At 49.9% G+C, this 13634-nt stretch carries 9 protein-coding genes; 1 reads left to right on the top strand and 8 read right to left on the bottom strand.

The window, feature by feature from the left end:
- Nucleotides 1–29 precede the first annotated feature (29 nt).
- A complete protein-coding gene (locus AC6B99_RS07090) occupies nucleotides 30–2438 on the bottom strand; it encodes a glycoside hydrolase family 95 protein (RefSeq protein ID WP_496663086.1) in 2409 nt (802 codons plus the stop codon).
- A gap of 256 nt (nucleotides 2439–2694) precedes the next feature.
- Entirely contained in the window at nucleotides 2695–5016 is a 2322-nt protein-coding gene (locus AC6B99_RS07085; protein ID WP_494880549.1) for a beta-galactosidase, read from the bottom strand.
- Between the two features lie 175 nt (nucleotides 5017–5191).
- On the opposite strand from AC6B99_RS07085, the gene AC6B99_RS07080 reads away from it, so the two are divergent.
- Nucleotides 5192–6076 carry a helix-turn-helix domain-containing protein gene (locus AC6B99_RS07080; protein ID WP_496663085.1) on the top strand — a complete coding sequence of 295 codons (885 nt, stop codon included), beginning with the start codon at nucleotides 5192–5194 and terminating at the stop codon, nucleotides 6074–6076.
- Between the two features lie 357 nt (nucleotides 6077–6433).
- Here AC6B99_RS07080 and AC6B99_RS07075 read toward each other — a convergent pair whose 3' ends face one another.
- The 6 genes from AC6B99_RS07075 to deoB form a co-directional block, all read right to left on the bottom strand.
- Nucleotides 6434–8002 carry a M56 family metallopeptidase gene (locus AC6B99_RS07075; protein ID WP_496663084.1) on the bottom strand — a complete coding sequence of 523 codons (1569 nt, stop codon included), beginning with the start codon at nucleotides 8000–8002 and terminating at the stop codon, nucleotides 6434–6436.
- A 2-nt stretch (nucleotides 8003–8004) separates the two neighbouring features.
- Nucleotides 8005–8367, bottom strand: a complete 363-nt coding sequence (locus AC6B99_RS07070; RefSeq protein ID WP_056041975.1) for a BlaI/MecI/CopY family transcriptional regulator — start codon at nucleotides 8365–8367, stop codon at nucleotides 8005–8007.
- A 154-nt stretch (nucleotides 8368–8521) separates the two neighbouring features.
- Nucleotides 8522–10030 (bottom strand): DHA2 family efflux MFS transporter permease subunit, encoded by a 1509-nt coding sequence (locus AC6B99_RS07065; protein WP_494862069.1) that lies wholly within the window; start codon nucleotides 10028–10030, stop codon nucleotides 8522–8524.
- Between the two features lie 278 nt (nucleotides 10031–10308).
- Entirely contained in the window at nucleotides 10309–11610 is a 1302-nt protein-coding gene (locus AC6B99_RS07060; RefSeq protein ID WP_496663083.1) for a pyrimidine-nucleoside phosphorylase, read from the bottom strand.
- Nucleotides 11611–11664: 54 nt separating this feature from the next.
- Nucleotides 11665–12372 carry a purine-nucleoside phosphorylase gene (deoD, locus tag AC6B99_RS07055; RefSeq protein ID WP_046233744.1) on the bottom strand — a complete coding sequence of 236 codons (708 nt, stop codon included), beginning with the start codon at nucleotides 12370–12372 and terminating at the stop codon, nucleotides 11665–11667.
- A gap of 30 nt (nucleotides 12373–12402) precedes the next feature.
- Nucleotides 12403–13608 (bottom strand): phosphopentomutase, encoded by a 1206-nt coding sequence (gene deoB, locus AC6B99_RS07050; protein ID WP_496663082.1) that lies wholly within the window; start codon nucleotides 13606–13608, stop codon nucleotides 12403–12405.
- Nucleotides 13609–13634: the final 26 nt, after the last annotated feature.

Genomic DNA, 13634 nt, shown 5'->3' with positions numbered 1-13634 from the left:
TCTTCTATATATAGGTGTATGATTTAAGCTTACAGTGCTTCCTTCGGCAAGACGGTATATACAGCGCCAGCCGACGTTTCAAACCGCTCGCCCTGCATTGCGACTAGCGTGCCTTCGCCTTCCATTTGTACGGCCAGCTCCAGATCGCCGCTGCGCAGCGTGCATAGCGAGCCTGCCAATGACTCGATGCGGGCAGACGCCAGACGTCCATTTTTCCATTCCATATCGATAATGAAGCCGCCGCGCGCCCGCAGTCCTCGTACGGAACCGTCCGGCCATGCTTTTGGCAGTGCGGGCAGCAGCGCAAGCTCCTGCGTATGGCTTTGAAGCAGCAGTTCAGCAATACCTGCTGTCCCGCCGAAATTTCCATCAATTTGGAACGGTGGATGATCGTCGAACAAATTCGGATGCGTCGAGCGGGAAAGCAGCGTCTCGATAAAATGATGCGCCTGCTCCGGCTCGCCCAGCCTTGCATATAAGTTAATCAGCCAAGCGCAGCTCCAGCCCGTATGGCCGCCGCCGCTCGCGATTCGCTGTCTCAGCGATTCCCGGCCAGCCTCCAGCAGCTTTGGCTCCTTCTCCGCATTAATCAGAAAACCCGGGTACAGGCTAATTAAATGCGATACATGGCGATGTCCCGGCTCATGATCCTCATATTCCTCAACCCATTCCATCAGCCTGCCATCCGAACCAACCTGAAATGGGGGCAGCTTCACAAGCGCGTCCTGCCACTCGCTGCGCAGCGCTTCATCCTCGCCTAGCAAATCGGCTGCGTGCAGGCAAAGCGTGAATAGCTCTTTAATAAGCGAAATATCCATAGTCGTTGCCAGAGAAACGCTGCTTGTGCCGCCGCTGCCATCTGGCAGCTTGTACATATTTTCCGGCGAAGTTGCCGGAACCGTTACAAGTACGCCATCCTCTGTCTCCTGCAGCCAGTCCAGACAGAACAGAGCAGCTTGCTTCATGACCGGATACGCACGTTCGCGCAAGTAGGCCAGATCTGGATTAAACGCATAATGCTCCCAGAGATGCAGACAAAGCCAAATGCCGCCGAATGGCCAGAAAGCCCAGCTTGGATGCCCGCCCGAAGGAGTCGAGGCCCGCCATAGATCCACATTGTGATGGGCGACCCAGCCGCGCGCATTATAATGAATAGACGCTGTTCGGCTGCCGGTCTGGCTAAGCTCGCCAATCATATCAATCAACGGCTCATGGCATTCGCCCAGCCCGCAAATTTCCGCATGCCAATAGTTCATTTGCGTATTGATATTCGTCGTATAGTTGCTGTTCCATGGCGGCTGTACCCGGTCATTCCATATGCCCTGCAAGTTGGCTGGCTGCGTACCGGGCCTTGAGCTCTGCATTAGCAAATACCGACCATATTGAAAATATAAAGCCTCCAGCTGCGGATCTGCCTCGCCCCGCTTATAGCCTTCAAGCCGCTCATCTGTTGGAAGCAGCGCATTCGGGCTAGTACCGAGATCGATAGCTACCCGGCGGAAAAGCCGCTGATGCTCGGCAATATGCTGGCTGCGCAGCTCCTCATAGCCGAGCGCCGATGCAATCGCTAGTGGCTGCTCATTTTTAAGCGCCAATGCCGCGGAATCATTAACCGGCATCACCTGATAGCCGGCAAAGTTGGAAGCAGCCCCAAGCAGCAGCGTAACCGTGCCGTGTCCGCTTACAGTAAGCGAGCTGCTGGAGCCATCTACTCCACCTACGATGTTAGTCGCGCCTGCACCTAGCAATTGCAGCCTTGCCTCGAAGGAAACACCCCGGCCCTGCTCATAAAGCACCGACTTCGGATGATCCTGACGATAGTTGTCGGCAATATGGGATGGGCATGTCCCGCTCAGTACAAGCGCGCCGCCGCTACCTTCCGCCAGCTGCACCGGATGCGGCGACTCCAGCCCTGCCGTTAGAGAAATCTCCCCTCCGTCCAGCGCCTCATAGCGAATGCACATCACTTGATGGACGGCGCTTACGAATATTTCGTGGCGAAATGATCGGCCATCTACTGTATACGCAGACGAAGCAATTCCTGTATCAAGGTCAAGCTCACGGCGAAAAGCAGAAGTTCCGCTATCGCTTCCCAACTGGCGATGTTCCATATAAAGATCGCCCAGAGGCTGGTAAGCCTCCGTGTTCATACCTAGCATTTTATCCTGCACAAGCGTCTCGGCCTCGCCGTATTGCCCAGCAAAAATGAGCTCGCGCGATTTTTTCAAATACCGCAATGCTTCATAATTGTTGGTGTCGCGTGGAAATCCAGACCATAACGTATCCTCGTTAAGCTGCACTCTCTCCTTGCGCGCATCTCCAAATACCATGCCGCCCAGTCGGCCATTGCCGATCGGCAGCGCTTCCTCCCAACGGCTCGCTGGCTGCTTGTACCATAGCTTCCATGGCTGAATATTTTGCTGTTGCTGTGTTGTCACTGCGATGGTCACTCCTTTAGTTTTTATGGTTCGTCGCTCTTGCAGCGCCGTGGCTCAAATCCGTCGCCAAGCTTATATATTCATCATAAGCCAGACCTCTTCCTTTGCAGTACCCTCAATATTGCGGACAAAGTCATATATAAATTAGTACCTTTCTCGTCAAAAAACGCATAAAAACGACAGCAAACACGCCTGTTTCCCGGCGCTTGCTGCTTGCCGGGCACTGGCGTGCCTGCTTCTCCCTTCAATTAGCGGCTTATTTGAACACTTGAGACAATGCCGTCACATAATGCGGCACCGCTTTGATCTCATGAAACGCTGCCATTTCCACACCTTCAAAGCGCTCCACGAACGCCTGATTTACGAACGTATGCGTCGTACCTTTTCGAATCGGAGTAATCGCGAGCTGAAGCTCATTATCCAGCAGTTCATTTTGGAAGCCCTTCAGCCCAATCGGCCAAGCTTGGCCATAATGGATATGGTCCGTCAACAGCTCATTATTCAAATAAGCAGCGGCTACATCGCCATCATATTCAATATGAAGAAACAAGTCTGCTACCTGCTCTGGCCAATAAGCATCGATTTGCACGGCCGCATGACGACTTGACGTATTCTTGATGAGAAGCTGAGGTTCATAGGCCGCAACCTTCACCGTATATGTCTGGAGCAAGCCTCCGGCAGCAGGAGAAAGGCTGCCTTGGCTTGATTTGAGCTCGGCTTCAGCTGCCGGATACATGGCAACTTGCCATTCCGCCTTGCCTGGCGAGGTGCAAATGAGCTGCCCGCCCGCTGCATAAAGGTGGCTGTCGCTGATCAGCAGGCGTTCTTCTCCCCACACGCGGAGGCGATAGGTGTTCAGCGCCTCTTCTCTGGAAAGGACGAGTATACGAACGACGTTCCCGTCTTTACGCTTCACTTCAGCGACATGCTGCTTGCCCACTGCCGGACGCACTATATAAACCCCGTCCTGCTGCTCCACAGTGCCGCCACCATCGCTAGTTACGCCCGCGACCGTGTCAACAGCTATAACAAGCTCTGGGCTCAGTCCCTCATGCGCATAAAAGACAAGCAGAGGCTCCTCTAAATCCGCAAGCTTCGTCAATGGCTGAACCGTAGCGGAAACGATGCGAATGCCTGCTGCTTCCAAGTGGAACGGCAGCACCGCGCTAATTCCCTGCTTGAGCCGCAAGCTCCCGGTATGCGGAAATCTCGCCTGTCCTCTGGACGTATCCAGCGTCACCGTTACTTCCTCCCGGTCTGGCATGTCTACATGATCCTGAAAATTGTTCAGGAATAGGAAGCCCGAGCCATCCTTCTGCCGCAGGCAATAGCGCAGCTCCTCCGTATTTTCAGGATGCAGCTCCGCTTGTCCTTCCGGCAGCACCGTTCCCATCGGTGCCAAAATTGCACCGTAAGCTTCCATGAACAAGCTGAGCGTGCGGATGCGGTCGTACGATTCGCCAATGCGTCCAAACTCGCCTAGCGGAGACTGGTAATCATACGTTATTTTCGGCAAGCCGTATTCGTTGAGAAAACCATTTTCACCGCGCGGATTCGAGCCGCCATGATACATGTAATAGCCGAGCAGATTGCTGCCGCTAGCCAGCTTTACAAGCGTCATCGCTTCCACACTGTCTGGGCTCACATGCGGCCTTGCCGTATAGCTGACCTGCATGCCTCCTGCCATCTCGCAATATGCGACGGGATATTGTGCAGAAGGATAATTGACCTTCTCCATCGGTGTTACATGAAGATCGCGGAAAATATATTCGCCGCTTGGCGGCTGATTAGGAATCCAAGGCGTATACGCATAGCCTGCAAGCATCGGGAGCGTATCCGTTTCCGGCACCGCCGCTCCTCCCCATGCCGTTGCCGTAAAGAACAGCGGGCGAATGCCCGCTTCTGCCGCAATCGCTTTGAGCTTGTCCAAATGCGCATTGCCGCCCGTGCCCGAAGACATGAATATTCCGGTTTTGTAGCCCCATGAGTCCAGCGGAGCGCCGCAGTGCATAAATTCATTTTCGAGCTGAATTGCAATAACCGGGCCGCCTTCTTGAAACAGCGAGCCTTTCATCTGCCTTGCAATTTCGCGGTACAGGCGCGCTGCGTAGTTCAAATACAGCTCATCATTCGAGCGAATGACGAGCGGCTTGTCGAACACCCAATCCGGAATGCCGCCATTACGCACCTCGCCGTGGCAGAAAGGGCCGATTCGAAGCACGAGCGGCAGCTCCAGCTTGGCGCATAAATCTATAAAATGGCGGAGATTGCGGTTGCCATTCCAATTAAAGCGCCCTTCCTTCTCCTCGTGGTAATTCCAAAATATATAGGTAGCGATTATGTGCACCCCGCCTGCCTTCATCTTGAGCAGCTCTTCCTCCCAGTACAAATAAGAAAATCTGGAAAAATGAAACTCACCGACGACAGGAATAAAAGGCTCGCCATTGCGCGTCATGTAAAAATTCGTAAAACCGAAGCTTTCTCCTTTCGGATTGCTTCCTTTATTGCCGGACAATGTGCCTGTCGTAATCTCCTTATTGCGCTCATTCAGTTTTACAGCTATTTGGTGCTTACTCATAAAGCCATTACCTCCTTTATCTTCCTACACTGTACCGCGCCTATGCCCGCTTTTCCATTAACAATCATCTGTTCCTAATGGATCATATTCTGATTTTTCGCGAATGCAGCGCTTGCGGCTGGAAGCTCTCTCCGCTTACAATATAGCCATAAGGAACGAGGAGGCTTGCTTCACCATGCTCAACAAAAAAACACAAGGCTTTGAGACGGAGAAGCTGATTGTTTTGCCCTCCTACCAACTGGAGGAGATGACCAGCCACCCGATTATTCGCCAAGCCTACGTAACGGATATCGGCTATTTTCACCGGGCCAAGCACCATTACCGGGAGCGGCCCAAAGGCTGCGATTCTTACATTTTCATCTATTGCACGAACGGGGAAGGCTGGATCAAGCTCGGCGGCGAGGAGACGATTCAAGTAACGGAAAAAACCGTCACCATCATTCCCGCCTTTACCCCTCATAGCTACGGGGCCAACACAGCGAATCCATGGAGCATCTACTGGTTTCACTTTCGGGGCGAGGAGCTCGTGCAGCTGCTGGAAAGCCTTGGCCTTGAGGCTGAGCTGCTCCACGTATCCCTGCCAGAGGCGGAGAAAATCGTCGAGCTATTCAACCAATGCTACGAGCTGCTTTCGGCCAAATCCTATTCGGTCATTCATCAGCTGCATATTTCGCAAACGGTTCGTTATTTGCTCAGCTTCATTTCGCTCATTCCAAAGCGCAAGCAGGATGAGAAGATGCTCGCTTATATTGAGCAGGCTATCCAATATATGAAGGAACAGCTGGAAGGCCATTTGACCTTGGACGATTTGGTTACGCGAACGCGTATTTCCAAGCAGCATCTTAATCATCTTTTTAAGCAATCTACTGGCTACGCTCCCATTGACTATTATTTGCGGCTGAAAATGCAGCGCGCCGGACAGCTTTTTGACCTTACCGACCAAAGCGTGAAAGCGGTCAGCCTGTCGCTCGGCTTTAAGGACCCGTATTATTTTTCCCGGCTGTTCAAGAAGATTATCGGCGTGTCACCTACGGATTACCGCAAGCAGCTGAAAGGTTAGAACGCTATAGTCCATTGTCCTTAACCGATATATTCATCAACTTTCGCCTGATAGATTAAGAGACTAGCACATCTCTCTGGCATTTTAATAGAATGTATGAACCGAAGCAGAAGGGGGATTGCATTTATGGAGCTTATCCGGGAGCTATTGCGTGCACATACCGCTGCTTTGCTCTCGCAAGCATCCAATCGGGTAACAAAGAGGTTATTGCGGGAACCAGGGCAAAACCGTTAGGCTGAATGGGAGACACCAGCGGGAAAAGCGCCTTGCCCTGCGTTATGCAGGCAAGGCGCTTTTGGTATGGCTATTTGCTAACGCTTCATTCCTTGTAAAATGACGTTTAGATTAAAATTCCGTTCAAATTTCTATTTTATCAAGCTTTTCAAAAACTCCATCAACCCATACTTGGTCATCCCATCGTTTTGGATCATGAAGCTTTCTATCAGCGGGATGTCCTGTTGCAATCGTATCTACACCATCTTTGTTTCCAAAATAATAATCAACGATTTTTAATGCCTTGTTTTCAGCTTGAACTAACATCTGAAGGTTCATTCCAGACCCTTGGTTCGAAAATGGCAAACTTACGTAGTAGAGATTTACGTCCAGTTTCTTGAGCTCTGCTTCCTTGAATTCATTTTCCAAACCGAAATGGACACTGATTGCTCCCTTTAGTTCTTTTCTTTGTTCTAGCTCTAACATTTTATTTGTGTATTTAAGAAGATTTTCATTAGATATGTAATTTCTAAAGGTTACTGTTTCTTGTTCTGCAACAGCACCGGTATACAAATTCACAAAAGCTTTTCCAAATGTGACTACGGTTTCTTGATCGTCATCACCAATTTGATTCCCACTAATTGAAAATGGTTGATTGGCTAGTTCTTTTAATATTTCTGCTGCTGATTTCTCTGGTCGTTCCAACGAAACTTCTTCACCTGATGGTATATTCTCTAAGTCAGTTATTTGTTCTAATGCATCTCTCCCCTTTATTACAGGATTTGCTATCAATCCAATCCCAACTGCTAGCAAAATGATGATTGAGAAAGCAAGCAGCCAGAATTTTGGCTTTCTATAATTTAATACGTTTTTAATCCTCCCCTTCACATTTCCCTCACCAAAAGCAAGCGGATTTCCATTCAAAATAGGTCTATCCGCAGCAAGTGATAATAAGGAGGACGCGTAAGATTTTTTTATAGCCACATCAAAATCCATCTTTTTCAATACACGTTCATCACAGGAAAATTCCATATCCCTACTCATTAACATGAAGGCTACCCATACAAGAGGATTAAACCAGTGCACGGATAATAGTAAGAAGGCTGCTGGCTTAATGATATGATCCAATCGTTTAATGTGAGTCTGCTCGTGCAGCAGGATGTAGCTGCGCTCCGTGGCATCGAGTCCAACGGGCAAATAAATTTTTGGTCGTATAAAGCCAAGTACAAAAGGTGTTTTCAAATTCCCAGCTTCGTAGATATTCCGCTCTACCCGTTGGGCATCTTTGAGCTGTTTTTTTAAGAGAAATACAGATGCAAGACTATAAATAAGCAAAACCAGCATACATAAAATCCAAATATATGAACCAATTTGTATGTAAATCTGCCATGGATTCACACTATCCTGTGCAGCCATTGCTGGTATTGTCCCGCCTGCAATTGAATCGACCACTTCTATCCCACTATTAATCTGCGGACTTTGCTGAGGCATACTAGCTTGAGGTATTGGATTTCGTTCCCCATTCCTTGGCAACAGACTATATACACTCTCAAAGGTGACTGGAACGACAAGCCGGAAAGCTACCACTCCCCATAAAGCATAAGAGATGACCTTCGGGGCTTTTTTAAGCAGCAGCCTGATTAATATGACAACAAGAATGACATAGCTTGCTGTAAGGCTCATGTTTAAAACAGACAGAAATAGCTCGCTCATGATTACCCCTCCTTGTGTTCATCAATCAGCTTTTTCAGCTCCTCTGCTTGGCGGTTATTTAATTTTCTTCCGCCCATAAACGCTGTTAAAAATTTGGGCAAGGACCCTCCATACGTATCTTCAACAAAACGTTGGCTTTGATTTGCGTAATATTCATCCCTTGTAATCAAAGAAGAAACGACTGAATTTTCATTTTGTAATAAACCTTTTTCACACATTTTTTTCAGCACAGTATAGGTTGTGGACTTTTTCCAATTCATTTCCTCTTGACATCGTTTCACAAGATCACCAGAACTTATGGGTTCGTTTTTCCAGATTAAATCGGTAAACTTAATTTCGCTTTCTGTAAGCTTATAGCCTTTCATTTTCCCACTCCTTGGTCTATAAGTTATCGACCTCATATCTGTAGTCTATAACTTATAGACCAAATGTCAATAGTAAGCTGACCTGAACAATAAAAAAATACGCCAGACCGCCGCTGGCGAACCAGGCGTCTGACGTAAGTTTGATTGAATTAAATTAATGCAGTCCTTCAAGCCCCAATTCCTGCTTGCTCTTCTGCTCTTCCGCTCCCGCTTGCACTTTCCCTCTGCGCAGAAACAAGCCGAGGAAAATGCCGACGATGGCAATAACGAGCATAATGCCGAACGTATAGCCGAATGCTTCCGGCGCAACGGCTAGCGTCGCTTTCTGCACTTCGGCAGGCGTCGTAAGCGGCAGCTGCTGATCCACAATGAGCGTCTTCACTCGTGAAGAGAGCACCGTAACTAAAGTAGCAACCGCGAAGGAGCTGACAACTTGCTGCAAAGCGCTTGTTAGCGACGTGACCCGGCTGACGAGCTCGCGCGGCGCTTTTTGCAGCAAATGCGAGTTGAGCGGCATCATCATGAGGCCGGAGCCCATGCCCGCCATAATGAGCGGAAGCAGCAAGTCGCTGCCTTCAGTCGTCAAATCGACCTGCGTATATTGAAAAATCGCACCGGATACAAGGCTGAGGCCAATAACGACAAGCCATCGCACCCCGATTTTATCAAACAAATAGCCGCCAATCGGCATCATAAATGCGGAAGCTAGCGCCTGCGGGAACAAGGTCAGCCCCGTATCAAAGGCGCCGTAGCCGCGTGCCTGCTGCAGAAATTGCGGAAGCAGGAAAATCGCGCCGAAAAGCGAAAATTGCAGCAGCCACTGCACAAAAATGCTGAATGAAAAGTCGACCGAGCGGAACACGCGAAGCTCCAGCAGCGGTGTTTTTGAACGCAGCTCTACGATAATAAATGCAATGAGCGCAATGCCGCCGATAACGAGCCCGCCAATCGTTTTATCCGAAGACCAGCTTTCCGCGCCTTGCGTAACCCCGTAGGATAAGGCAGCAAATGCAAGCGGCCCTAAAATCATGCCCGGAATATCAATGCCGGTGACCTGCTTGCGCTCCGTCTTCGGCAGCTTCCAAAGGCCGAATATAATGCTGAAAATGCCGACCGGAATGTTTATCAGGAAAATCCAGTGCCAGGAGTGATATTCCACGAGCCAGCCCGCCAAAATCGGACCAACCGCGGGCGCGAGCAAAATCGGCACGCCCATCATCCCCATGACTTGCCCTACCTTATTCGGCGGGCTTAAACGAAACACATAAGCCATAGCGACCGGCATAACGAAACCGCCGCCCAAGCCTTGAATAATCCGAAATACGATGAGCCACTCGGCGCTGCTAGGCAATGCGCATAGCAATGATGCCAAGGTGAAGGCTACAACCGAGCCTAAAAATATATTTTTGGCTCCAAAGCGATCCGAAAGCCAGCCTGAAAGCGGAATAACCGCCGCCGTCGCCAGCATATAGCCCGTTACCGTCCACTGAATCGTTGGCAAATCGGTTTTAAAATCAATGACGAGTCTAGACAACGCCACATTCATCGCCGTTGAATCCAAAATAACCATAAATATGCCTGAAATAATGGCGATCATCGGTACGATAATACTTGCCAAGCGGAATTCAGGCTCTGCGCCGCCTTTCGATGCTGCTTGCGACATTTGTTCTCCCCCTGCCTATCTACACAAGATGACTTACGTGCCCATTTCCCAATGGACAGCTGTCCCATCACATATAATAAGGGCATTTTACCTTATTGTCAAATATTTTAGTTGTTAAGTATTTGTAGGTTAAGCATTTCCGTTTCATGACCTTATAAACCTTTAATAAACCCTATTTAAACCTTTGCCAGCCGTTTCCTTGCAGCACAAAAACCGCCATCCCGGCAGCAATTGCACCCGGATGGCGGCTTGTATTTTATACCCAAATGGCTTTATTACTACTCGGTTACAGTTCCGTAAATCAAGACAGGAGCTTCGACTTTATCGCCGATACGGATATTGTCATAAATTTTCGCGAGCACATCGTCCACATTTTCACGATTGGCATGAATGGTTACGAGCGATTCGCCGGCTTTGACGGTGTCGCCCACTTTTTTATTCAGCATTAAGCCTACAGCCAGATTGATTTCCGAGTCCTTCGTCGCACGTCCTGCACCGAGCAGCATCGCTGCCGTACCGATTTCGTCAGCAACAATCTCCGCTACAACACCGTCGGTTTTCGCTGGCACTTCAATTAAGTAAGCCGCTTGCGGCAGCTTCTCTGGATGGTCAACAACCGTTGGATCTCCGCCCTGATTGGCAATAAACACTTTGAATTTCTCCAGCGCTTTGCCATTGCGAATGACTTCCTTCAGCATTTCCTCCGCCTCTTCCAGCGAGCTTGCTTTGTTCGCCAAATAGACCATTTGACGCCCTAACGCCAGACAAAGCTCCTCCAAGTCCTTTGGACCTTTTCCTTGCAGCGTATCAATCGCTTCCTTCACTTCCAAAGCGTTGCCGATTGCAAAGCCCAGCGGCTGGCTCATGTCGGAAATGACCGCCATCGTTTTGCGACCCACGTTGTTGCCGATGCTCACCATTGCGTGCGCAAGCTCCTTCGCATCGTCTACCGTCTTCATGAAGGCGCCTGCGCCTGTCTTCACGTCAAGCACGATAGCGTCGGAGCCGGCAGCGATTTTTTTGCTCATAATCGAGCTTGCGATAAGCGGAATGGAGTTAACGGTAGCTGTAACATCGCGCAGCGCATACAGCTTCTTGTCAGCTGGCGTCAGGTTGCCGGATTGGCCAACGACCGCAATTTTATCCTTGTTCACGAGACGAACGAATTCTTCCTTCTCCAGTTCAACGTGGAAGCCAGCAATTGCTTCAAGCTTATCTGTCGTCCCGCCGGTGTGGCCGAGGCCGCGTCCCGACATTTTCGCAACAGGAATATCCAGCGCTGCAACGAGCGGGGCTAAAACAAGCGTCGTCGTATCGCCAACACCGCCAGTGGAGTGTTTGTCTACCTTCACGCCTTCAATGGCTGACAGATCGATCGTATCGCCGGAATTCACCATCGCCATCGTCAAATCAGCGCGCTCCTGCTCCGTCATATCCTTGAAGAAAATCGCCATTGCCATTGCGCTGGCCTGATAATCAGGAATTTCGCCTTTCGTATACCCTTGAATGAAGAAGTTAATTTCTTCAGCGCTCAGCACTTCACCATCGCGTTTTTTCTCAATCAGGTCTACCATTCTCATGCTGCATTCTCCTCACGGTTTTAAATAAATTTATTAGCTAGGCTACCTTGCCTATTACAGGGAAGTTACCGTTTCCAGCGCTACTTCCATCATGTCATTGAATGTGCTTTGTCTTTCGGCAGAAGTCGTTTCCTCGCCGGTCAACAGGTGGTCGCTTACGGTCAAAATCGTCAGGGCATTGACGCCATATTTTGCAGCCAGCGTATAAAGCGCCGTCGTTTCCATTTCAACGCCAAGCACATTATGCTCCATCAGCTTCTCGACAATGGACTTATCATCCCGATAGAAGCTGTCCGAGCAGAAAATATTGCCGACATGCAGCTTGAGGCCTTTGGCTACGCCGCGCTCGTAAGCCGCCTTCAGCAGCTCGAAGCTGGCAATTGGCGAGAAGTCATAGCCGCCGAATACGTGGCGATTCATGCTAGAATCTGTACAAGCCGCTTGCGCCAAAATAACCTCGCGCACGTTTACGCTTTTTTGCATGGCGCCGCATGTGCCGACACGAACGAGATTTTTCACGCCATATTCGCGAATGAGTTCATTGACGTAAATGCTGATGGACGGTACGCCCATACCTGTTCCTTGCACCGAAATACGCTTGCCTTGGTACGTCCCTGTAAAGCCCAGCATACCGCGCACTTCGTTGTAGCACGTTACATTTTCCAAATACGTATCCGCAATATATTTCGCTCTTAGCGGGTCGCCTGGCAATAAAATCGTTTCAGCGATGTCGCCTTGCTTTGCATTAATATGAACACTCATTATAATATCTCCTCTGCTTCGTTCATTTAGTTAGTTAGTTGATTCGTTCATTGGTTCATTTAACGACGGCATGAAGCTGGTTCCGTGATCAGGCAATGTAACGCCGAAATTATCGGCAATGGATGCTCCGACATCAGCGAAGGTGCTTCTAATCGCGAGCTGCCTGCCGCCTTGCTTGAAACGCGGCGAATAGACGAGTAGCGGCACATATTCGCGGGTGTGATCCGTTCCTTCATAAGTCGGATCATTGCCATGATCAGCCGTAATGATGAGCAAATCCTGCTCCGTCAGCTTGGCGAATACTTCTGGCAGTCTGGCATCATATTGCTCCAAAGCCTGTCCGTACCCTTGCGGATCGCGGCGGTGGCCGTACAGCGCATCAAAATCGACAAGGTTTAGGAAGCTGAGGCCCTTGAATGGCTCATCCAGCACCTCAACAAGCTTATCCATGCCATCTTCATTCGAGACGGTGCGAATGGCCTTCGTAACCCCTTCTCCATCAAATATATCGGCAATTTTGCCAAGCGATATGACAGCTAGACCCGCATCCCTCAGCGTATTCATCACCGTTGGCTGAAAAGGCTTAAGCGCATAATCATGGCGATTAGCGGTACGCTTGAAATGTCCGATCTCCCCTACAAACGGCCGGGCAATAATCCGCCCCAGCATATACGGGTCCTCCAGCGTAATTTCCCGGCAGTATTCGCATATGTCGTACAGCTCTTTAAGCGGTACAATTTCTTCGTGCGCAGCAATTTGCAGCACCGAATCCGCCGAGGTGTAAATAATGAGCGCTCCTGTCTTCACATGCTCTTCGCCCAGCTCTTCAATAATTTCCGTTCCACTAGCCGCTTTATTGCCGATGACCTTGCGGCCTGTCTTCTTCTCAATGCGGGCAATCAGCTCATCTGGAAAGCCATCTGCAAAGACGCGGAATGGCGTCTCGATATGAAGGCCCATCATCTCCCAGTGCCCTGTCATCGTATCCTTGCCGCTGGACGCCTCCTGCATTTTCGTATAAAAAGCAAGCGGATGATCCGCAGCCGGAACTCCGGCAATCGGTTCAATATTCGACAGTCCAAGCGCAGCCATATTCGGCATATGCAGTCCGCCCATCTCGCGGGCAATATGCGAGAGCGTATGGACGCCAAAGTCTCCGAACGCGGCAGCATCCGGCGCTTCGCCGATGCCTACCGAGTCCATTACAATTAAATGTATCCGTTCAAATGCTGCCATGCCTGGCACCGCCTCTCCTCAAGCGT

The sequence above is a fragment of the Paenibacillus liaoningensis genome (genome assembly GCF_059609455.1).
The sequence above is the reverse complement of the archived record's forward strand: the minus strand, read 5'-3'. Positions and strand labels throughout refer to the sequence as shown.